Source organism: Micromonospora pallida, assembly GCF_900090325.1.
Classification (GTDB): Bacteria; Actinomycetota; Actinomycetes; order Mycobacteriales; family Micromonosporaceae; genus Micromonospora; species Micromonospora pallida.
Genome location: NZ_FMHW01000002.1, coordinates 6,089,764 through 6,111,135 on the forward strand (window position 1 = coordinate 6,089,764; position 21,372 = coordinate 6,111,135).

Genomic DNA, 21,372 nt, shown 5'->3' on the forward strand with positions numbered 1-21,372 from the left:
GACGACATCGACGATGTCCCCCGGCGGACCGGCGACGACCTCCGTCCGCAGACCCCGTGACCGGTCCGGCGGCACCTCCCAGGTCGGGATGCCGCCGGACCGGCTCGTCGCGGACTCCGTCAGTGGGCGCCCGCCCCGGTCAGCGCGCGGACCTCCAGTTCGGCGTACTTCTCCTCGTCGCGCTCCTTCGAGATCACCGTCCCGAGCCAGCCGCAGAAGAACCCGAACGGGATGGAGAGGATCCCCGGGTTGGACAGCGGGAACCACTGCCAGTCGTGCTCCGGGAACATCGAGGTCGGTGCACCGGACACCACCGGGGAGAAGAAGACCAGCAGGACCGCCGAGAGCAGGCCGCCGTAGATGGCCCAGACCGCCCCGGAGGTGTTGAACCGCCGCCAGAACAGGCTGTAGAGGATCGCCGGCAGGTTGCCCGAGGCGGCCACCGCGAAGGCGAGCGCGACCAGGAACGCCACGTTCAGGTTCTGCGCGTAGATCGACAGCAGGATGGACACCGCGCCGATGACCAGGGCGGACAGGCGCGCGACCCGGACCTCCTGCCGTTCGGAGGTCTGGCCGTTCTTGATGACGTTGGCGTAGAAGTCGTGCGCGAGGCTCGACGACGAGGCCAGGGTCAGTCCGGCCACCACCGCCAGGATGGTGGCGAAGGCCACCGCCGCGATGATCGCCAGCAGGGCCGCGCCGCCCAGGTCACCGCCGAGGAAGTCCACGCCGAGCACCTCGGCGAGCTGTGGTGCGGCGGTGTTGCCCGCCTTGTCCTGCGCGGTGATCGCCTCGCCACCGACCAGCGCCGCCGCCCCGAAGCCCAGGGCCAGGGTGAGCAGGTAGAAGGTGCCGATGATGCCGATCGCCCAGAGCACGCTCTTGCGGGCCGCCTTCGCGGTCGGCACCGTGTAGAAGCGGATCAGGATGTGCGGGAGGCCCGCCGTGCCGAGCACCAGCGCGATGCCGAGCGAGAGCAGGTCCACCTTGTTGTAGAAGGTCTGGGTGGCGTTCCCGGCCACCTCGACCCCGTACCGGAGTCCCGGTTCGAGGAAGGCGTTGCCCTTGCCGGACGAGGCGGCGGCGTCGCCGAGCAGCGCGGACAGGTTGAACTGGTACTTCGCCAGCACCAGCAGCGTCATCACCAGCGCCCCGCCCATCAGCAGGAACGCCTTGACGATCTGGACGTACGTGGTGCCCTTCATTCCGCCGACGGTGACGTAGATGATCATGAGGGCGCCGACCAGGATGATGGTGGCGACCTTCGCGGTATCCGCGTCCATGCCCAGGAAGGTGGTTCCCGGCCGGATGCCGAGCAGCAGGGCCACCAGCGCGCCCGCGCCGACCATCTGGGCCAGCAGGTAGAAGATCGACACGGTGATGGTGGAGGCCGCGGCGGCGGTCCGGACCGGCCGCTGGCGCATCCGGAAGGCCAGTACGTCGGCCATCGTGTACCGGCCGGAGTTGCGCAGCAGTTCGGCGACGAGCAGCAGGGCCACCAGCCAGGCGACCAGGAACCCGATCGAGTAGAGGAAACCGTCGTAGCCGTACAGGGCGATGAGGCCGGCGATGCCCAGGAAGGACGCCGCTGACATGTAGTCGCCGCCGATCGCCATGCCGTTCTGGAAGCCGGAGAAGGACCGGCCGCCGGCGTAGAAGTCGGTGGCCGTCTTGGTCTGTCGGCTGGCCCAGATGGTGATGGCGAGGGTGGCCGCCACGAAGACCAGGAAGAGGGCGATGGTCAGGTTGCGGGCGGTGGTGTCGGCCGCCTCAGCCGCGAGGACCGTGCTCATGGCCCACCTCCCCGATCTCGGCGCGGATCCGGTCGGCGACCGGATCGATCTTGCGGTCGGCGTACCGGGCGTAGAGCCAGGCGATCAGGAACGTCGAGACGAACTGGAGCAGCCCGAAGACGAGTGCCACGTTGATGTTGCTGCCGAAGAGCTTCGTGCCCATGAATCCCCGCGCGTACGCGGAGAGGATCACGTAGAGCGCGTACCACAGGAAGAAGGCCACGGTCATCGGGAAGACGAAACCGCGCAGCGCGCGGCGCAGACCGGCGAACTCGTCCGACCGCTGTACGGCGAGATACTGCTCGTGGCTCGTCGTGGCGGGCGTGGGCGCGTCCGTCGAAATCTTGGGTGAGTCCGTCGACATCTGTAGATCACCACCTTTCGCGGGCGTGGGGTGTTGCGCGCACCGTAGGGACGGTGCTCACCGCCAGGAAAGGGGAGGATCGGCGCGGGTCGCTGGCTGCGCCGAACGGCCGATCCGGTGCGCCGAGTGACGTACGTCACGTAGGCGAGTGGTCGCCGCGGCTGCCGCCGGCCGGCGCTCGACCGCGCCCCGCGGGCTGCCGCCTGACCGGCGCGCTGGACCGGGTGCCGTCGGCTGCCGCTGCCCCACGCGTGCGATCGGGGACGCCGCCGGGGTGGGGTCAGTCGGCCAGCGTGCGGTAGCGGCCCCGGTGGTGCAGCAGCGGTTCGGCCCGCTCGGGTAGCTCGACCGCCTCGACCGCCGCCTCGACCAGCAGCGCCCAGCCGAACTCGCGGCTGCCGTCCAGCCGGCAACCCACCCAGCCGCCGGCATCCGCTGGCACCGGCCCGTACGGGGTGTCCACCCACTCATCGAGGGCGAAGAGCCCGCCGGGGGACGGGAAGAGGCCGGCGAACCGGTCGGCGAGTTGCCGGTGCGCCGGACCGAGCACCGCGACCGCGAACCGGCCGCTCTCCTCGATCGCCGCCCACAGGTCGGCCTCCGGGTCCACCAGTCCGAGCAGCCGGTCCGGCTCCCCCTCGGCGACCAGGGTCGACGAGACGGTCAGGCCGGCCGGCCCGGGGGCGGTCCACAGGGTTACCGGCGACGCCAGCCGTCCCCGCAGTCGGCGGACCGGCGAACGCTGCCCGGCCGGCGTGGCGAACGGGTCGACGTGGTGGATCTCCGCGCCCGGCTCTGGATTCACGTGAAACATTGTGACCCGCCCGCCGGCCCGTCGTGCCTCACCACCCGCCGTCCGCCGGCCGCCCGTCTTCCGTCGTCCGCCCGTCTTCCGTCGGCCGGGCGGAGGCCAGCACCACCGGGTCGGCGCAGCCGGCGGCGAAACCGGCGATCCGGCGGCGGATGTCCCGACCGAGCAGCCATACCCCGATCCGTTCCGCCACCGGCCGCAGGAACGCCGGACGGCACCGGAAGTTGTACCGCCAGGTGGCGACCGTGGTACCCGGCTCGGGACCTGGCGCGAACCGCCAGCCGCCGGCGAACACCTCGAAGAACCACGGGCCCCGGACCATTTTCATCCCCACGTGGCTCGGCGGCGCGTACGAGACGTACTCGCTGACCATGAGCAGGCCGTGCCGGGACCGGGTGACGGTGCGGACCCCCTTGCCGGGTCGGGTCGCCCCGTCGGCGAAGTGCTGGTCGCGGACGAACGGGTCCCATCGGTAGCGCACCGACCCGACGGTCTGCGACACGGCGAACGCCAGGTCAGGCGGTACGGGGACGGTGGCGACCGACTCGACGACGGGCATTGACCCATTGTGCCGCCGCCCACCAAGCCGAGCACGGGACGGCCCGGGCGGGACCGACCCGAGCGACGACGCCCAGGCGGGCCGGCAGGTGGTCGGCATCGGGTGCGAGTGGCCTCTATCGTGCCGGTCATGGGCTTCGTGACACCGCAGCAGCTCGCCAGCAACCGCATCGTCCTCGCCGAATCCGTGCTCCGCAACGAGGTGGACTTCCGGGGCTACCCGCACCGGCACATCGCGATCGCCGCCCGTCCGCGGCTCGGAACCAGCTCCATCACCCAACTCCTGGAGGCCGTCGAGTACCTCACCCAGTTCGGATGGGAGCTGGTCAACGTCACCAGCGCCGACGGTAGCCGGGTGATGTACGCCTTCCTGCGGCTGCGCTGAGCGGAGCCGCCGGCGCGTGTACTCGGTCGACGACAACGGAGCGGTGGAACCGGTCAGCGGCGCGGGGTCACCGTGGTCAGCAGTTCCGGGGCCCGGTTGTCGAGCACGTCACCGGCCAGGTACGCGCCGAGCAACGCCGCGCCCAGTCCGTACCCGAGACCCAGCGGCGCGGCCAACCAGAGCCAGACGTCGCCGAGCAGCGCCGCCGCGAGCACCATCGGGACCGCGGCGATCGCCGAGCCGACCATCGCCACCATGGTGAACAGGCCCTTGGCGAGCCCCGCGCCGCTGTTCACGGCGAACGGGTTGCTCGTCTCCGGCAGCGAGTACGCCCCCAGCACCGAGACGAACGCGCTGATCGCCAACCCCACCCCGTACGCCGCGAGCAGGCTGCCGGCCATCAGCCCCAGCCAGGCCGGTCGGTCCAACAGCACCGCCAGGACGACGGCGACGACCGCCAGCAGCGGCAGCACGTACACCGAGAACGCGGTCATCCGGGCGCGCAGTTCCAGCCGGCCGGGCAGCCCGGCGACCACGTTGGCCGCGTACGCGCTGCCGTCGAAGCCGAACTGGTTGGCCAGGGTGATCGAGGCGAGCACCCCGACGAAGATCATCGAGAGGCTGACCAGCACCGGGGAGGAGTTCGGGGCGGCCAGTTCCGTTCCCCCGCTCTCAACCGTGAAGCTGGAGCCGCCGACGTTGACCATCACCGGCACGAAGATGCCGACCACCGCGATCGTGATCAGGTTGGCCCGCCGTCGGGCGTCCCGCCACCAGTAGCGGCACTCCCGGGCCACCAGGGCGCCGAACCGGTCCCGTCGGACCCAGCCCACCGCGCGGGGGAAGAGCTGCGCGACGGCCCCACCGACCGGGCCGCTGCGGGTCTTCGCCGGACCGGAACTGGCCGCCCCGACCATCGCCGACTCCAGCGACCGGGACCACCACAGCAGCAACGCGCCGATGGCCGCCACGGTGATCAGCAGCTTTACCGGCACCGTCCACGCCCGGCCCTCGGCCACGTCGACGCCGACCGTCCACGGGGCGCCGAGCGGGGTCCAGCCGATCACCCGGGCCACCCCGGTCAGCCGGTCCCAGTCGGCGTCCTGCACGGCGGCCATCACCACGAGCTGCAACGGACCGAGCAGTGCGGCGAGCGCCGCCAGCAGCACGGCCGCCAGGTCGCGTACCCGCCGGGAGCGCAGCATGGTGGCGAACGCGCTGGTGACCGCCCGGCTGGCCGCCACGCACAGCAGCAGCCCGGCGACCACCCCGACGGCGGCGACCAGGGCCGCCGCCCAACCGCCGAGCGCCCCCGAGGTGAGCACCAGCCCGGTGGTGGCGAGCAGCGTCGCCGCTGCCGGCACGCCGACCAGCGCAGCGGCGAACAATCCGGTCACCAGGGTGCGCCGGGTCAACGGCAGCAGCGCGAACCGCGCCGGATCGAGTGTCTCGTCCACCCCGAAGAAGACCAGCGGCAGCAGCAGCCAGCCGAGCACCAGCAGGCCCCCGCCGAACGCGGCGGCCATCAGCGCGTACCGGGGCTCGCCGGCCAGCCCGGGGGCGGCCAGCAGGAAGAAACCCATGGCCGCGAACCAGAGCCCGGCGACCACCCCGCCGACGAAGAGGGCGATCCGCCAGCCCTGACCCCGGAAGTTGTTGCCCATCACCCGCAACTTGAGCCGGACGAAGTGGCGGGCCGAGACGGGACGGACCCGCTCGGTGGGTGACGTCACCGCGACAGCCACGACAACTCCTCACCCGTCGCGGTACGGCCGCCGACCACCTCCACGAAGACCTCCTCCAGCGAGCGTTGCCCGCGTACCTCGTCGAGGGTGCCGACGCGTTTGATCGTTCCCTCGGCGAGGATCGCCACGTGCGAGCAGAGCCGCTCCACGACCTCCATCACGTGGCTGGAGAAGACCACCGTCCCGCCACCGACGACGTACCGGTGCAGGATGTCGCGGATCAGCGCCGCCGAGACCGGGTCTACCGCCTCGAACGGCTCGTCCAGCACCAGCAGCCGGGGGCCGTGCAGCAGGGCGCAGGCCAGTCCGATCTTCTTCTTCATGCCGGCCGAGTAGTCGACTACCAGGGTCCGGCCGGCGTCGTGCAACGCGAGCACGTCGAGCAGCTCCGCCGCGCGCTGGTCGACCACCGCCGGGTCCATGCCCCGCAACAGACCGTGGTACGCCAGCAGCTCCGCGCCGCTGAGCCGGTCGAAGAGGCGGACGCCGTCCGGCATCACCCCGAGCAGCTGCTTGGCGGTGACCGGGTCGCGCCAGACGTCGTGCCCGAGCACCCAGGCGCCACCCGCGTCGGGGCGGAGCAGGCCCACGGCCATCGACAGGGTGGTGGTCTTGCCGGCACCGTTCGGGCCGAGCAGCCCGTAGAACGACCCGGCCGGGACGTCCAGGTCGACGCCCGCCACCGCCACCTTGCTGTCGAACCGTTTGGCCAGGCCGCGCAGGGCGAGGGCCGGGTGCCCAGAAGTCATGCCTCGAAACTATCCGTCACCGGCCACCCCGCCGTCCCGCCACAGGGTGATCCGTCGTCATCCCCCGGTCGGACGGTGATCCACTCGTGATGCGGCATGTGGGGGTGTCACGGCGTGACGAGGCCCCGACATGCGGCAATCGGAGTTGATCACGGGGAACCCGGACGGTTACAGGCGTAGGGACTCCGGGGTGTGCAGGCGCAGCATGGTGGTGGCGACGTCGGCGGGGACGCGGCGGCGGGAGGCCACCGAGACGGCCACCATGACCGTGAACGCGAGCGGTACCGTCCAGGCTGCGGGCTGGGCGATGAGCGTCGCCGGCCAGCCGTCCAGGGGCGGGCCGACCACGGTCAGCAGCACTGCGGTGACCGCTGCCCCACCTCCGGCGAGGATGCCGGCGGCGGCGCCCACGTCGGTCAGCCCCCGCCACCAGATGCCGAGCACCAGCAGCGGGCAGAAGCTGGACGCGGCCACCGCGAAGGCGAGCCCCACCACCTGCGAGACGTCCAGTTCCGAGACGTTGAGCGCCAGCGCGGCCGGTACCGCACCGGCGATCAGGGTGGCCTGCCGGAAGCCGCGTACCGAGCCGCGCCCGAGCACGTCGGTGGAGATCACCCCGGCGACGCTGGTGAGCAGCCCGGACGAGGTGGAGAGGAACGCCGCGAACGCCCCGGCGGCGACCAACGCGGCGAGCAGCCGTCCGGTCACCCCGTCGCCGAGGGCCGCGCCGGGCAGCAGCACCACCACCGCGTCGGTGTGCCCGGTCAGCAGCAGATGCGGGGTGTAGATCCGGCCGAGCACGCCGTAGAGGGTGGGTAGCAGGTAGAAGGCCCCGACCATGGCCAGCACCACCAGCGTGGTCCGCCGGGCCGCCGCGCCGTCCGGATTGGTGTAGAAGCGGACCAGTACGTGCGGCAGCCCCATGGTGCCGAGGAAGGTGGCCAGGATCAGCGAGTAGGTGGCGAACAACCCCCGGTCGTCGTCCCCGGCCGTGCTCGGCAGCAGCCAGTCGGTGGCCTCGACGGCCACGCCGGAGACCGCCGGCATCGGGTCACCGGCGGCGAAGGTCAGCTCGTCGCCGGGGCGTACCTCGCGGGTGGTGCCGTCGGCGAGGGTGAGGGTCGCCGGATGCTCGACCACGACGGTGGTCGCGGTCCGGAACGCCGGCCCGTCGGGCGGGGTCACCGCGGGGCGGCCGTCGGCCTGCCACTGCAACACCAGGAAGATCACCGGTACGGCGAGCGCGGTGAGCTTCAGCCAGTACTGGAACGCCTGGACGAAGGTGATCGCCCGCATCCCGCCGAGCGCCACGTTCGCGGTGACCACCACGGCGACGATTAGCGCCCCGACCGGGTACGGCGAGCCGGTCAGGGTGGTCAGCGTGAGCCCCGCCCCCTGGAGCTGCGGCATCAGGTAGAGCCAGCCGATGAAGATCACGAAGACGGTGGCGAGCGCGCGGAGCCGGCGGGAGTGCAGCCGCAGCTCGCAGAAGTCCGGCAGGGTGAACGCCCCGGAGCGGCGCAATGGGGCGGCCACGAACAGCAGCAGCGCCAGGTAGCCGGCGGCGAAGCCGACCGGGTACCAGAGCACGTCGACGCCGTACTTGAGGATCAGGCCGGCGATGCCCAGGAAGGACGCGGCCGAGAGGTACTCCCCGCCGATGGCGGCGGCGTTCCAGTTCGGGCTGACCGCGCGGGACGCGACCAGGAAGTCGGAGGTGGTGCGGGCCACCCGCAGCCCGTAGAAGCCGATGCCGAACGTGGCCAGGGTGACCGCCACGATCGCCGGGATCACGTACCCGTTGTCCACCTCAGCGCCCCGGCCGCTGGACGAGGTCGGTGAAGTCCTGCTCGTTGCGTTCGGCCAGTCGTACGTACGCCCAGCCAACCGCGACCAGGAACGGGAAGGCGGCCACCCCGAGCAGCAGCCACGGCAGGTTGATCCCGAGGACGGTGACCCGGCTGACCGTGGGCGCGATGGCGAAGAGCCAGGGCAGCCCGCCGAGCCCGACCAGCACCACCACGGTGAGCCGCAGGGCCAGTGCGAGCTGGGCCCGGACCAGGCCCCGGACCAGGGCCTCGCCGACCCGGGTCTGCTCGGTCAGCTCGCTGCGGGTCCGGTCGACACCCCGCCGCGACACCTCGGCGAGCACGATCCGCGTCCGGCGGGACGGTTCCGGGCGCCGGGGTGCGGGCACGGGGTCGGTGGGGGCGGCCACTGACGCAGTCTCGCCGCCCGGGCTGGATTGTCAAGGGGGCCGCCGGGCCGGTTGTGCACAACCTGTGGACAACCGGCCCGGCCCCTGTGGATAACCCGGTCAGCTTGTGGATATGACGAGGTCGGCGGTGAGGGTGCCGCTGGCCGGCACGGTGAACAGCGCCGCCCGGGGCACGCCGTCCGCGTCGGGAAGCTGGTAAGTGCCGGAGTAGGACTCCTCCCCGAGCGTCACCTCGTAGGTGAAGTAGACCTGCTGTTGGCCGAGGACCGGCACGTCGAACCGGCCGTTCTCGACCGAGTCGGCCGCCGCGATGTCACCGGTGTCAGCGCTGCGGGCGATCACGAAACCCCCGGTGAACGGGGTGCCGTCCGGGGTGGTGACCGCACCGGTGGCCCGGCTGGCGGCCCGCATCGCCATGTCGTACGTGGCGGTGCCGCCGGTGGTGACGGTCACTGGCGTGGCGGTGAACCGGCTGGCTGCGTTCCCCGACCACTGGTAGCCGTACGGGCGGGAGCCGAAGACCACCGGCCAGTCGTACGGGCCGAGCTTCGTCAGCGTGTAGCGGCCGTCCTCGTCGGTGGTCGCGTCCTCCGCCCCGAGGCCCGGGTGACCGGTGAGCACCGAGACGAAGACGTCGCGCAGCGGGGCACCGGTCGCCGCGTCGGTGACCGTACCGCTGATCGTGCCCGCCCGGTCCATCCGGACCTGCGGACCGGTCACCACCGTGCCGGCCGTCGCCGAGATCGAAACGGCCTGCTGTTCGTCGCCGGTGCCACCGTTCGCCCCGACCCACTGCCGCCCGTACGTCGTTTGCTGTGGGTTGGCGAAGAGCTTGTAGGTGCCGGTGTCGAGCGGGCCGACGCTGATCTGGCCGGCGCTGTTGGAGCAGCGGTTGTACCCGTCCAGCAGGGCCGCCCGCTTGGGCAGGAAGGCGGCGAGGCAGACGTTCGGCAGCGCCGCGCCGGTCTGCGCGTCGACGACGGTAGTGGTGATCACCGCACCCGGGCGCATCGCCGGAGAGACCCGGGTGGTCTGGTTAGCCTGGACCTGGACGCCGAGCAGGTCACGTGCGAAGTACCGACCGGTGTTGGTGTAGAGGTAGAGGTCGTGCCGGCCCTCCGGCAGGCCGGTGATGGTCACCCTGCCGGTGCCGTTGCTGCACCCGGTGTGGGCGCAGAAGTCGGCGATCGGGGCTCCGGTCACCGAGTCGACGGCGGAGACCTGCACCGACCCGGTACCGAGGAGGCTCTCGGTCACCGTGGTGGTCTGCCCGCCCTGCACGGTGACCACGTCGGCCTCCTCGTGGGTGAGCTTGCCGTCGTAGAACTGCTGCCGGCTGCCCGTGTCGAACATGATCTTGTAGGACCCGGCGAGCAGTGTCGGGACGGTGAAGGTGCCGTCGGCGCCGGTGCGTGTGTCCACCCCGCCGTGCATGTTCACGGTGTTCACCCCCACGTACGCGTTCGCGATCGGTTTGCCCGTGGCGCTGGTCAGCGTGCCGGAGAGGCTGCCGGTGGGGAGCACGGTCTCGTCGACGACGGTCTCCGAACCGGCGGTGACGGTGTACTGACCGGCCTCCGCCTTGTCGAGCTTGCCGGGGACGTACTGGCTCTGCCACAGCCCCTCGACCGGACGGAACGAGATCTGATAGGTGCCGGCCCACGTCGGCATCTGGTAGCGCCCGTCGGGTTCGGTCCGGGCGTACGTCACCTCGTAGGTGTCGAGCCTGGTCGCCTCCACCATGAGCTCTACCACCGGGTTGCCGGCGGTGTCCCGGATCTGACCCCTGATGGTGCCGGTGGCGATGAGTTGCTCGTCGACCGTGGTGGTCTCGTTCGCGGTGACGGTGATCCGTTCGGCGTCCCACCGTGAGGTCTGCTGCCGGTAGAACTGCTCCGGGCCGCCCTCGGCTCGGAAGAAGCCCACGGCGTAGCTGCCGGCGGCCAGCCCCGGGACGGACCAGTTGCCGTCCGCGTCGGTGTCGGTCCGGTCGACGACGAAGAAGTTCTTCGGCTCGTAGACATAGACCGTGGCGTCGGCGGCCCCGGCTCCGGTGCTGGTGGTCAGCCGTCCACTGACCGTGCCGGTTTCGGCCGCCTGCGCCGGGATCGCCCCCGGCGCGACGAGGGACGCGACGACGAGGCCGACCAGGCCGGCACGTCGCAGGAGGGACAGTCGCATGTGTCTCCAAACGCGAGGGTGGTGGGGCGTCCGCGCAGCACGACGCCGCACCGACCCCGCGCCCCGTAACCGGATCGGCACCGAGAGTATAGGCTAACGGCTATCTTCGCCGATTCTGCCTCCAGTGCGGACCTCGGCAACTACGCCTACTACGCGGGCCCGCGTGGCGTCACCGGCACCGCGAACTACTGCGTCGCCGCGGTCGGCTACATCGACTGGCAGGGCACCCGGTACCAGATCAGCAGCGGGCGACAGGGCTGTTGACCCGGGGAACCGTCCCCTGGCCGGTTCAGCGGCTCCAGTCCTGTTTGGCGGCGCGGACCAGGCGGTCCTTCAGCTCCCGGGTGTGCCGGCGGCTCACCGGCAGTTCGGCGGCGTCGATGACCACCACGTAGCCCGAGTTGACCAGCCGCAGTTCGGCGATCAGCCGCAACTGCACCAGGTACGAGCGGTGGATCCGTACGAATCCGGCATCCGCCCAACGTTCGGCGAGAGTCGACAACGACACCCGGACCAGGTGTGACCCGTCGGCGGTGTGCAGGCGTGCGTAGTCGCCCTGCGCCTCCACCCAGCGCACCGCCGACCGGGGCAACATCCGGGTCGTCCCGGCCAGCTCGATCGGGATGGTCGGGTCCTCCTCGGCCCGGGCGTGCGCGGCGGGATGACTCGGCACCACCCGCGACCCGATCACCCGGCGCAGGGACTCGGCCAACCGGTCCGCGCGGACCGGCTTGCGCACGTAGTCGGTCGCGCCCAGGTCGAAGGCGTCCGCCGCGCCGTCGTCGTACGCGGTGACGAAGACGATCGACGGCGGGCGGGCGAAGCGACGCAGCACCCGGGCCAGCTCCATGCCGTCCAGGCCGGGCATCCGGATGTCCAGGAACACCACGTCCACGTCGTCGTCGCGGAGCACCCGAAGCGCCTCGGTGGCGTCCGAGGCGGTGTGCAGCCGGGCCACCCGGGGGTCGGCGCGCAGGTGGTACGCCAGTTCGTCCAGCGCCGGAGGCTCGTCGTCGACCGCCAGCACCCGCAGGAATCCGCCGGTCACGAGCCCGCCCGGACGCCGGGGTGGAACTTCGGGATTCGCATGCTCACCTTCGTACCCGATCCGAGGCCGGTCTCCACGACCAGGCCGAACTGGTCGCCGAAGGCTGACCGGAGCCGCTCGTCGACGTTCGAGAGCCCGACGTGCTGCCCGGAGTCGTCCCCCGGCCCGCCGGAGTGCCCGGCCCCGCCGGAGTGCCCGGCCCCGGAGTGCGTGGCGCTGCCCGGCTTCCCGCCCGGCCCGGCCAGCTCGGCGATCCCGGCGGTCAGGGTCGCCGGATCCATCCCCACGCCGTCGTCCTCCACCGTGATGTGGCACTCGGCGCCCGCGTCCCGGGCCTCGATGCTCACCATGCCCGTGCCGGGCTTGCGGGACAACCCGTGCCGGACGGCGTTCTCCACCAGCGGTTGGAGGCAGAGGAAGGGCAGCGCCACCGGCAGTACCTCCGGGGCGACCTGGAGCCGCACCTGGAGCCGGTCGCCGAACCGGGCCCGTTCGATGGTCAGGTAGCGGTCGATCGAGCGCAGCTCCTCGGCCAACGTGGTGAACTCGCCGTGCGCTCGGAAGGAGTACCGGGTGAACTCGGCAAACTCCATGATCAGCTCGCGGGCCCGCTCCGGGTCGGTGCGGACGAACGAGGCGATGGCGGTGAGCGCGTTGTAGATGAAGTGCGGGCTGATCTGCGCCCGCAGCGCGCGGACCTCGGCCCGGGCCAGCCGTTCCCGGGACGAGTCCAGCTCGGCCAGGGCGAGCTGGTCGCCGGCCCAGTCGGCGGTCTCCAGGGTGGCCTGCACCAGCCCCGGCGGGGGAGCGTCGTCGGCGACCGCCACCAGCGCCCCGACCACCCGCCCGTCCGGGCCGCTGAGCGGGGCGACGATGGCACCGCGTACCGGGCAGTCGACCCGGTCGCAGTGCAGTTCCACCTCGCCGAGCACGGTCGAGCGGCCGGCGGCCACCGCCTTCTGCGCCGCCGCGCGCAACTGGGCCGTGTGGTGCGCACCGCGCCCGTCGAGGGCGAGCAGGTCGTCCCGGTCGGTCAGCGCCAGCCCGGCCGCACCCACCAGGGTCCGCAGGTGCCGGACGGCCTTGGCCGCGTTGACCTCGTCCAACCCGGCGCGCAGTGGCGCGGCGGCCAGCCCGGCGGTGTGCAGCACCTCGTACGTGGCCCGCTGGCTGGCCGTGGCGATGCCCCGGCGGGCGCGCAGCCGGCCCACCCCGAACAGGGCGGCCACCAGCGCGGTCACCAGCACGACGACCGCGAGCACCGCCGAGACGTTGCCGCTCATCCGACGATCCTGACCGGTCGGGGCACCGCCCGCCAAGCCCCGACCGTGGGGAAGGTGAGTCAGTACGCGCCCTTGCGGGCGAGCACCACCCCGACCGTCCGCCAGAGGATGCTCAGGTCGTACGCCAGCGACCAGTTGTCGACGTAGTACAGGTCGAGTCGGACCGCCTCGTCCCAGGAGAGGTCGGAGCGGCCGGAGACCTGCCACAGACCGGTTATCCCGGGACGGACCAGCAGCCGGCGGCGCACGTCGCCCAGGAAGTCACCGTCGTCGGCGGGGAGCGGACGCGGCCCCACCAGCGACATCTCGCCCCAGAGTACGTTGATCAACTGGGGCAGCTCGTCCATCGACGAGGCACGCAGGAACCGGCCGACCGGGAAGACTCGGGGATCCTGCTTCATCTTGAAGAGCATGCCGTCGGTCTCGTTCTGGTCCACCAGACTGGCGAGCCGATCCTCCGCGTCGACGTACATGGTGCGGAACTTCCAGACCCGGAAGGTACGCCCCTCGTGCCCCACCCGGGGCTGCCGGAAGAAGACCGGTCCCGGGTCCGAGATCCGGATGGCCACCGCGATGGCCAGGAAGGCCGGCACGAGCACCAGCAGGCCCAGCCCCGCCGCCACCCGGTCCATCAGGTTCTTCATCAGGAGTGCCGGGCCGGAGAGGGTCGGCTCCTCGACGTGCAGCAGCGGCAGGCCCTCGATCGGCCGGATGTGCACCCGAGGGCCGGCGATGTCGGTGAGCTGCGGCGCGACCACCAGGTCGACCCCGGAACCCTCCAGCTGCCAGGCCAGCCGGCGCAACTCACCCGGCTCCGAGCTGGCCGATCCGCAGACCGCGATGGTGTCCCCGCCGACCTCGCGGACCAGGGCGAGCACGTCCTGGCCGGCGTAGACCGGCACCGGGGTCTCGATGCCCCGCGCCGCGGCGTAGCCGTCGGTGATGTGGATGGCGACCGGCACCAGCCCGGCGGCCGGGTTACGGGTGACCGCCGCGTACACCTCCAGGCACTCCGGGAGCGTGCCCACCAGGACCATCCGGTGCGCCGCGTGCCCGTTGCGTCGCCGCACCATGTGCAGGGTGAACCGGCCCAACATCCGGCCGAGGAGGATCAGGATGGCCGCGCCGAGCAGCGCGGTGCCCACCGTAAACCGGGAGAGCTGGGTCACGGTGGAGAAGGCCAGGAACGACACGCTGGCTGCCACCGTGACGGCAGCCCGCATCACCCGCTTGAACTCCTCCGGGCCCAGGCCCAGGTAGCGGCGGTCGTAGGCCCGGTTGCTCCACAGGGTGACCACCCAGCCGAGCGGGAGCAGGAGGTACGACACGGTGTAGAACCAGGTCGGGTCGTGTTCGGCCTCGGTGAAACCGGAGGCTGCCTGGTCGAAGAGCTGGATGGCGGTCCAACTGGCCAGGGCCGCCGCGCCGAAGTCCAGCAGCAGGAGGAGGAAGATGTAGGGACGGTGCCACCGAGAGACCCGGCGGCTGGACCGCGCCCACGCCGACCGGGGTACGCCGTTGTGTGACGGCGGTGTCGGCGGCTGGATCTCGAAGCTGTCGACGTGCCGCACGAGTTTGCTCCGGCCTTCGTTGGTTACCGGGCGCTGGAGGCTTGTCGTCACCTCAACCTGTGTCCTCCCGCATGACACGCGCCGCTCACATCGTGAGGGCGCGGTCGCCCACCGTTACCAGTCTCCCACGCGAGCCACGACACCGCCGTCGACCCTACGGAGATGGCGTCGATGTTGTGGCCGGGATCCGGCCGGCTCCGATAAGCGGAAGCCGGGGACCGAGCCACTATACCGATGGATCGGGGCACCGGAAGAGCCGCGCAGCCGGGATGCTGACCCGGGTGGGTGATCTTGGAGGTGCGCCCGAGTGATAGTCACTCACCGTACAAGTCTGGACAACCTTCGGTCAGCGAGCGGCTTGCCGCCGGTCTGGCAGCCTGGGCAGTACTGGAGGCTGGAGTCGGCAAAAGAGACCTCCCGGATGGTGTCCCCGCACACCGGACAGGGCAGCCCAGTCCGGGCATGCACCTTCAATCCGGACCGCTTCTCCCCCTTCAGCTCCGCCGCCCGCTGCCCGACCGAGCGGGCCACCGCGTCGCCGAGCACCCGCCGGGTCGCGTCGTGCAGCGTGCCGAGCTGCTCGTCGGTCAGCCGGTTGGTCAGCGCGAACGGTGACAGCCGCGCCGCGTGCAGGATCTCGTCGGAGTACGCGTTGCCGACCCCGGCCAGCACCTGCTGGTCGGTCAGCACCCCCTTGACCTGGCCCCGTCGACTGCGCAACCGTGCGCTGAAGGTGGCCAGGTCGGCGTCGAGTGCATCCGGGCCGAGCCGAGCCACCCCGGGCACCTGCCCCGGATCGGTCACCAGGTACCCGGCGAGACTCTTCTGCGTACCCGCCTCGGTCAGGTCGAAACCGGAACCGTCGTCAAGGCGTACCCGCAGCGCGATCGGCCCCTTCCCGGGCCGCAACGGGACGGCGGACGGGAACGACTCCCGGTAGTGCAGCCAGCCGGCACGGGCCAGATGGATCACCAGGTGCAGGTCACCCTCGAACCGGACGTCGAGGAACTTGCCGTGCCGGCCGGCGTCCAGGACCTGCCGCCCGGTCAGCGCGTCCGGCGCGGGGTCGTACGTCTTCAGGGCGCTGATCGCGGCGACCTCCACCCGCTCGACCCGGTGCCCGACGGCACGTCGGCGCAGGTGATCGGCGAGCGCTTCCACCTCGGGTAGCTCCGGCACGCTCCAACGGTAGCCTTCATACCCGTGAGCGTGAGGAATGAGCTTGCGAGTCCCGCAATCGCGAACAAGAGGCTGGCACCCGTGAGCGTGAGGAATGAGCTTGCGAGTCCCGCAATCGCGAACAAGAGGCTGGCCCAGTGAAAATCGTGGTGGCGCACAACCGGTACCGCCAGGCCCAGCCCTCTGGTGAGAACACCATCGTCGACGCGGAGATCGCCCAGCTCAGGGCGGCGGGGGTGGAGGTGCTGCCCTTCCTCCGCAGCTCCGACGAGATCCCCACGATGCCGAAGACGGCCAAGGCGCTGCTGCCGATCTCACCGATCTACGCTCCCCGCGCCCAGCAGGAGCTGAGCCGGCTGCTGACCGAACACAAACCGGACGCGCTGCACCTGCACAACCCGTACCCGCTGCTCTCGCCCTGGGTGGTGCGGACCGCGCACAAGCACGGGGTGCCGGTGGTGCAGACGGTGCACAACTACCGGCAGGTCTGCTCCTCCGGCGTCTACTTCCGCGACGGCGCGATCTGCCAGGACTGCAAGGGCAAGGCGCTCGGCGTGCCGGCGATCACGAACCGCTGCTACCGGGGCTCGACCGTGCAGAGCGCCCTGATGGCGACCACCCTGGCCGTGCACCGGGGCACCTGGCGCTCGGTCGACCGGTTCATCGCGCTGACCTCGCAGATCGCCACCCACCTGCGCGACTACGGCATCCCGGCCGATCGGATCGTGGTGAAGCCGAACGGCATTCCCGACCCGGGCCGCCCCGCGTCGCTCGGCGAGGGCTTCTTCTACCTGGGTCGGCTCTCCCCTGAGAAGGGGCTCGGCCTGCTGCTCGACGCCTGGCGGCGGCATCCGGACGGCGCGCTCGGTCCGCTCCGCATCGCCGGTGACGGCGAACTGCGGCACCTCGCCGAGCAGGCCGCCGCCGAACGGTCCGACGTTACCTACCTCGGGTCGCTGGACCGGGACGGCGTCCGGGCGGTGATGGCGCAGAGCGCCGTGGTGATCGCCGCCTCGCTCTGGCACGACGTGCTGCCGACCGTGGTGATCGAGGCGATGGCGAGCGGTCGGCCGGTGCTCGGCACCGACCTGGGCGGCATCCCGTACCTGGTGGGGATGGACGACCCGGCCGGGGCGGTCGGCTGGGTGGTGCCCGCCGACCCGGCCGCCATGGCCGCCGCCCTGCCGACGGCAGCGGCCGGCGCCGCCGCCCTGTCGGCCCCCGCCCGCCTCCGCTACGAGCGCACCTTCCACCCCGACGTGGTCACCAAGCGCCTCATCGACGTGTACGCCTCGCTCGCCTGACCATCTCCCAAAGCCCTCTCACACCTTGAGGACATCCACGTCGTACCGCATGATCGACGTGTCGTGGGTGACCAGCGGCAAACCTTCGGTCGCGGTCAGGCAGGACGCAGCGCGGCTGCCTGTCGGGCACGGAGATGGAAGATCACCGACCCGAGGACCATCAGGAACACGGCGGCGATCACCGAAGCCGGATCGGCCGGCCCACGGACCACCGCCCACCATTCGGCGGACCCACCTGGGCTGCCCCCCAGCAGGCTGGCGATGAAGAAGTAGGCGATCGGCACCGCAACCGCTGCTGACTGTCCGAACGCGCTGAGCAGCAACAGCGCCGCACCGACGAAGAACGTGGCATTTCGAACGAGGCTCGCACCGAGGGCGCCGTCGCCCAGGGCGGTAGCCGTCAGGCACACGAGAACCACCGGGATGAGCGCGATCCCGACCAGCAGCAGGTCCGGACTGAGCAGCCGGCGCCGGGCGCCGTTCTCCATGCGGAGAGCAACCCCGCCGAAGCTGTGGGCGACAAGCGGGGCGTAGAGGGCACCGAGCAGCATCTCGATCGCGACCGGCACGGTCCGGCCCTGCAACAGCTGTGGCACGGGCAGGGTCGTGCCTCTCCAGCCCCACGCAGCGATCGCCAGCAGAGCGCTTCCTCCTAGGAGGAAGGCCGCATGATGGGCCCGGAGAAAGAGCCTCATCCGACGCACCTCCCCGTCTCGCGCCACAGCTGCTGGGCCCGGGCCGGCGTCGGCTCCGGCGAACCCACGGCAGGCGGAGAGCCGAGGTACTCCTCGACACCGAGATCTCGCATGAGCAGGACGCTCAACGCATCGAGGCGTTCGTTGCGGCCGGTGTCGCCGAAGTCGGTGAGGCAGCCGGCCAGCGCACGGGGCAGCAGTTGCGCCATGGTGGCCTTGGCGGCCGTCACGTCGGAGGAGGTCGTGGTGATCGCCAGCATCCCCTCGGCCGGAATCGGGCCGACCCGTTCGAGCATCGGTGCTGGCAGGCCGAGCCCGGACCACGAGGCGCGTACCGCCACCCAGGCGGCGGCGTTGGCGTCGAAAGCCGCCGAATCCTCCGGGTACAGGCAGACCTCGCTTCGACAGACGAGTTCACTGGCGGAGCGCGGACGGGCGGGTGAGGCTCCGAGGTCGGTCACCACGCTGGCACCGGCCACACCGGCGATCAGCGCGCCGAGTGCGGTCAGCAGCGGAATCAACGGGCGGTCCTGGCTCGGAGCCAGCCGCACCCGGACGACGCAGAGCGACACCACCAGGATCGCGCCCAGGACGGCCACCGAACCGATCGTGACGCGCGGGTCGAGGACCTGATCCGTCGCGCAGCAGTCGAACGGGTTGCCGTTGAGATGCCGCAACCAGAGTGGTTCCCACGCTGCGGGAAGGGACGTCAACAGGTACGGCACGAGCAGAGCCACCGTGATGGCAAGCAGCCGCCCCAGCACCAGAGCGACAGCCGCGCCGAAGAACGCCCAGGTCACCATGGCGAAGAGGAAGAGGAAGGGAAACTGCCAACCCGGCCATCCGATCGGGGACGAGGTCAGCAGCGTGCCGGCGTACAGCACCAGTTGAACCAGCAGCCCGGCAGCGAGAACCGGGGCCAGCCGGCCCAGCAGGACCCGCCACCAGGGGCGGTCGACCGTGAGCAGCCCCCAGAGGGCGCGAACGGTCAGCGCCTCCCACGCGGCGCAGAACGACAGCGTCGGCGCGACGACGCTCATCGTCAACGAGACCGCTGCCGCACGAGCGGGAGCGTACTCCGCCACGGGCGGGTTCATCGTGACGAACAGGTGGGCGAGCACGGCGCACGGCACGGCAAGCAGCACCGCCGGTGTCCGTAGGAGGGAGCGGTCCGCTCGCCGACGCGTCAGACCGCGGAACGTGTGGGCGGGAGACGTCGTACTAGTGGTCACGGAGGGCCTGCGCAAGGTCTGCCACGACTCCGCTTCGGTGTCGCAGGTGGAAGAAGTCGTGCACCGAACCGTCAAACTCCAGTCGGCCACGGTGGAGCACCAACAACCGGTTGAACGGCGGACCGATGTCCGTTGCGGTGTGCGACGAGACGAGGATGCCGATGCCCTGGGCCGCGAGCCCCTGCAGGACCGCGGTGACCGAACGGCGAGCCAGCGGGTCCAACGCGGCCGTCGGCTCGTCGAGCACCAGGAAGTCGGGCGCGGAGGCCAGCGCACACGCGATGCCCATGCGAGCCAGCTCGCCGCCACTGAGCTGCGTCGCCGGCCGGCCAGCCAGCTCCGTCAGGTGCGCCTGGTCGAGCGACCGGGCAGCCGCTTCGACGGCGCCGGACCGGGAGATTCCCGCCAGCCAGCTGGCGTACTGCACCTGCTCGGTGACAGTGAAGCCGGGCAGGGCGACCGTGTGCTGGGCTGCCCAGCCCACGCGTCCGACCCGGGTGACCGTTCCGGTGCTCGGCTTCAGCTGCCCGGTCAGCAACCGCATCAGCGTCGACTTGCCCGCACCGTTCGGGCCGATGAGCACGGTCGGGCGACTGTCCAACACGAGTGAGAAATTGCTGAACACGTCCCCGGACCCGCGTCCCCGATACCGGAAAGAGACGTTGTCGGCCCGTAAGCCAAATGACTCACTAATGATGACGTCACACTTTCTCTTGGCGACTTCTGCGACCCGTCAATTTGAGTGGCCGTGAGCGTCGAAGCACTCACGGCCAGCCCCAATTAGTATACGGCGCTCACGCTGGACGCGGAAACCGTGCCGAAATCGTAGTGCCAGAACTGGAGGAAGTAGTCACCAGCCGTCTGGTCGCCCCAACTTCCGGTGCCCGTCCCACCCTTGCAGGCGGAAACATCCCGCAGGCCGTACGAGACATCCGGCTGGAGGGAGAGCTCCCGAATGAGTTCGACGTCCAGGTTGAAGGTGGCCCCGTCCGACCGCGAGCAGCCGGAGAGCGTCGTCTTGGTGATGACGCCGTCCGAGTTGTTGTCGTCCCAGATCCGAGAGGTGAAACCGCTACGCGCGCCGCTCAGACTGCTGCTCCAACTCCCCTCGGCAAGGGCCGGGGTCGGGGCGGCCACGATGGCCCCGACCAGCGCAGCGCCCAGCCACAGGCTTGCCCTGCGTCGATTGGAAGAGCCGATACCACCTCTCTGGTCGTCCCCGCGTCGATCACTGAGTGACAGGCTCATCAATTCTCCATGCAGACGGGCCGCAGACACGGGGAGCCCGACCTGTCGCCTTGGCCGTTTCCCCGTTTACTGCGGCGATGTGGCGACGGTCAATACTTGCACCCTTCGCTGGGTGACGCAACCCCTACCCTCTGTGTATGCATGCCGTTGATGCGGGGTGGCGCGGGTTGATCGTTATCGTCTCCCGCCATGGGGGTGGATCTAAATGTCAATAGAAGATGGCCAATTGCACAAAAATTGGGGATCCATTGTCTCGGTTGACCGGGCATCGAAGCCCGCCTAAGCTCAGACCAATTGATCACCCAGAGTTGTGGAGGGGTTACGTTGGGTAGGAAGAGGTTGAGTGGACGATTCGGGGCGGCGCTACTTGGCCTCGTCGTGGCCGTGATGGCCAGCATCTTCGGGGCGTCGCCGGCACAGGCCACCCTGCCGCCAGGAGCGGCCGTTGCTATCGACCCCAAGACGGGTGAGATCGTCGCGGTGTACGAGGAGGGCATGGTTCGACCCCTGATTACGCAGACCAGTAGCTGTGTGAATTCAAGCTATGCCTGCTACTACTCCGGGCAAGTGCCTTACGCGGACCAGGGCTTTTATGGCACCGCTGGTACGAAAACCGGAAGTTGGCCATCCCGCAGTGGGGGTAGGGCGGGCAATTACTCGGTCAGCTTCTGCTGGAGCGCTGGCGGCACGGTGTGTGGCCCCACCTTGGGGCCAGGTCTTTTCTTCTTCTTCTCTGACGGGAACAACTACACCGGGTTGAGCTTCCGAATCCACTAGGGCGGAGTCGTCGGGTTCCCTGTGCGGAGAGGCGGTCGCGGAACCGCGTTGACGGTCTGGTTCTAGTTTGTAAGAGGTGCCGGGTGTGGGGTTCGTGATTCAACCTCTGAATCACGAACCCCACACTGCTCCTCAAGAGCAACTGACGCTACTGAGACAGTGACGTGCCCCGACTTCCGTTCCGGAGCCGGGGCACGTTTCGTTTCGAGTAACCGAAGTTCCGGTAGCCGT

Annotated in this window: 18 protein-coding genes and 1 pseudogene; 2 read left to right on the plus strand and 17 right to left on the minus strand. The window is 70.6% G+C overall.

Features of this window, described 5'->3' with window-relative positions:
- Positions 1-119 precede the first annotated feature (119 nt).
- The 4 genes and pseudogenes from GA0074692_RS25650 to GA0074692_RS25665 form a co-directional block, all read right to left on the minus strand.
- Positions 120-1,793 (minus strand): solute symporter family protein, encoded by a 1,674-nt coding sequence (locus tag GA0074692_RS25650; RefSeq protein WP_091648430.1) that lies wholly within the window; start codon positions 1,791-1,793, stop codon positions 120-122.
- The gene (locus GA0074692_RS25655; RefSeq protein WP_091654077.1) at positions 1,771-2,136 is read right to left on the minus strand and encodes a DUF485 domain-containing protein; all 366 of its coding nucleotides are present in this window, start codon (positions 2,134-2,136) and stop codon (positions 1,771-1,773) included. The genes GA0074692_RS25650 and GA0074692_RS25655 overlap by 23 nt, the downstream gene beginning before the upstream one ends.
- Positions 2,137-2,437: 301 nt before the next feature.
- A pseudogene (locus GA0074692_RS25660) lies at positions 2,438-3,004 on the minus strand (flavin reductase family protein); the annotation flags it as partial.
- Positions 3,000-3,527 carry an SRPBCC family protein gene (locus GA0074692_RS25665; RefSeq protein ID WP_091648434.1) on the minus strand — a complete coding sequence of 176 codons (528 nt, stop codon included), beginning with the start codon at positions 3,525-3,527 and terminating at the stop codon, positions 3,000-3,002. The gene GA0074692_RS25665 and the pseudogene GA0074692_RS25660, both read right to left, overlap by 5 nt.
- Positions 3,528-3,656: 129 nt before the next feature.
- Between GA0074692_RS25665 and GA0074692_RS25670 the strand changes: the two genes are divergently transcribed.
- Entirely contained in the window at positions 3,657-3,911 is a 255-nt protein-coding gene (locus GA0074692_RS25670; protein ID WP_245730453.1) for a hypothetical protein, read from the plus strand.
- Between the two features lie 53 nt (positions 3,912-3,964).
- On the opposite strand, the gene GA0074692_RS25675 is transcribed toward GA0074692_RS25670, so the two are convergent.
- From GA0074692_RS25675 to GA0074692_RS25720, 9 genes are all read right to left on the minus strand, one after another.
- Positions 3,965-5,656 (minus strand): ABC transporter permease, encoded by a 1,692-nt coding sequence (locus tag GA0074692_RS25675; RefSeq protein WP_091648438.1) that lies wholly within the window; start codon positions 5,654-5,656, stop codon positions 3,965-3,967.
- Complete coding sequence (locus tag GA0074692_RS25680) at positions 5,641-6,405, minus strand: ABC transporter ATP-binding protein (RefSeq protein ID WP_091648441.1); 765 nt, start codon at positions 6,403-6,405, stop codon at positions 5,641-5,643. The genes GA0074692_RS25675 and GA0074692_RS25680 overlap by 16 nt, the downstream gene beginning before the upstream one ends.
- A 168-nt stretch (positions 6,406-6,573) precedes the next feature.
- Complete coding sequence (locus GA0074692_RS25685; RefSeq protein WP_091648443.1) at positions 6,574-8,214, minus strand: sodium/solute symporter; 1,641 nt, start codon at positions 8,212-8,214, stop codon at positions 6,574-6,576.
- Between the two features lies 1 nt (position 8,215).
- Positions 8,216-8,623 carry a hypothetical protein gene (locus tag GA0074692_RS25690; RefSeq protein ID WP_245730454.1) on the minus strand — a complete coding sequence of 136 codons (408 nt, stop codon included), beginning with the start codon at positions 8,621-8,623 and terminating at the stop codon, positions 8,216-8,218.
- A gap of 99 nt (positions 8,624-8,722) precedes the next feature.
- Positions 8,723-10,804, minus strand: coding sequence for a carboxypeptidase regulatory-like domain-containing protein (locus GA0074692_RS25695; RefSeq protein ID WP_091648446.1), 2,082 nt, complete (start codon positions 10,802-10,804; stop codon positions 8,723-8,725).
- Positions 10,805-11,093: 289 nt separating this feature from the next.
- Positions 11,094-11,852, minus strand: a complete 759-nt coding sequence (locus tag GA0074692_RS25705; protein WP_091648449.1) for a LytR/AlgR family response regulator transcription factor — start codon at positions 11,850-11,852, stop codon at positions 11,094-11,096.
- Positions 11,849-13,135: a sensor histidine kinase gene (locus GA0074692_RS25710; protein ID WP_091648451.1), complete on the minus strand. Its 1,287-nt coding sequence runs from the start codon at positions 13,133-13,135 to the stop codon at positions 11,849-11,851. The genes GA0074692_RS25705 and GA0074692_RS25710 overlap by 4 nt, the downstream gene beginning before the upstream one ends.
- A gap of 59 nt (positions 13,136-13,194) precedes the next feature.
- A complete protein-coding gene (locus GA0074692_RS25715; RefSeq protein WP_091648453.1) occupies positions 13,195-14,706 on the minus strand; it encodes a sugar transferase in 1,512 nt (503 codons plus the stop codon).
- Between the two features lie 318 nt (positions 14,707-15,024).
- Positions 15,025-15,885 carry an Fpg/Nei family DNA glycosylase gene (locus tag GA0074692_RS25720; protein ID WP_091648455.1) on the minus strand — a complete coding sequence of 287 codons (861 nt, stop codon included), beginning with the start codon at positions 15,883-15,885 and terminating at the stop codon, positions 15,025-15,027.
- 137 nt (positions 15,886-16,022) lie between these two features.
- Between GA0074692_RS25720 and GA0074692_RS25725 the strand changes: the two genes are divergently transcribed.
- On the plus strand, positions 16,023-17,189 hold the full coding sequence (locus GA0074692_RS25725; RefSeq protein ID WP_091648458.1) for a glycosyltransferase family 4 protein: 1,167 nt from the start codon (positions 16,023-16,025) through the stop codon (positions 17,187-17,189).
- A 95-nt stretch (positions 17,190-17,284) separates the two neighbouring features.
- Here GA0074692_RS25725 and GA0074692_RS25730 read toward each other — a convergent pair whose 3' ends face one another.
- The 4 genes from GA0074692_RS25730 to GA0074692_RS25745 all read right to left on the minus strand — a co-directional run bounded on the left by GA0074692_RS25730 (position 17,285) and on the right by GA0074692_RS25745 (position 20,364).
- Positions 17,285-17,785, minus strand: a complete 501-nt coding sequence (locus GA0074692_RS25730) for a hypothetical protein (RefSeq protein ID WP_245730455.1) — start codon at positions 17,783-17,785, stop codon at positions 17,285-17,287.
- A 95-nt stretch (positions 17,786-17,880) separates the two neighbouring features.
- Complete coding sequence (locus tag GA0074692_RS25735; protein ID WP_245730456.1) at positions 17,881-19,029, minus strand: hypothetical protein; 1,149 nt, start codon at positions 19,027-19,029, stop codon at positions 17,881-17,883.
- Between the two features lie 76 nt (positions 19,030-19,105).
- On the minus strand, positions 19,106-19,720 hold the full coding sequence (locus GA0074692_RS25740; protein WP_245730457.1) for an ATP-binding cassette domain-containing protein: 615 nt from the start codon (positions 19,718-19,720) through the stop codon (positions 19,106-19,108).
- A 176-nt stretch (positions 19,721-19,896) separates the two neighbouring features.
- Positions 19,897-20,364: a hypothetical protein gene (locus GA0074692_RS25745; protein WP_091648465.1), complete on the minus strand. Its 468-nt coding sequence runs from the start codon at positions 20,362-20,364 to the stop codon at positions 19,897-19,899.
- Positions 20,365-21,372 lie beyond the last annotated feature (1,008 nt).

Bases quoted from the DNA above. Each gene is read 5' to 3' on its own strand.
- GA0074692_RS25745 (WP_091648465.1), bottom strand. From the start codon at position 20,364: ATGAGCCTGTCACTCAGTGATCGACGCGGGGACGACCAGAGAGGTGGT.
- GA0074692_RS25710 (WP_091648451.1), bottom strand. From the start codon at position 13,135: ATGAGCGGCAACGTCTCGGCGGTGCTCGCGGTCGTCGTGCTGGTGACC.
- GA0074692_RS25680 (WP_091648441.1), bottom strand. From the start codon at position 6,405: ATGACTTCTGGGCACCCGGCCCTCGCCCTGCGCGGCCTGGCCAAACGG.
- GA0074692_RS25695 (WP_091648446.1), bottom strand. From the start codon at position 10,804: ATGCGACTGTCCCTCCTGCGACGTGCCGGCCTGGTCGGCCTCGTCGTC.
- GA0074692_RS25670 (WP_245730453.1), top strand. From the start codon at position 3,657: ATGGGCTTCGTGACACCGCAGCAGCTCGCCAGCAACCGCATCGTCCTC.
- GA0074692_RS25650 (WP_091648430.1), bottom strand. From the start codon at position 1,793: ATGAGCACGGTCCTCGCGGCTGAGGCGGCCGACACCACCGCCCGCAAC.
- GA0074692_RS25665 (WP_091648434.1), bottom strand. From the start codon at position 3,527: ATGCCCGTCGTCGAGTCGGTCGCCACCGTCCCCGTACCGCCTGACCTG.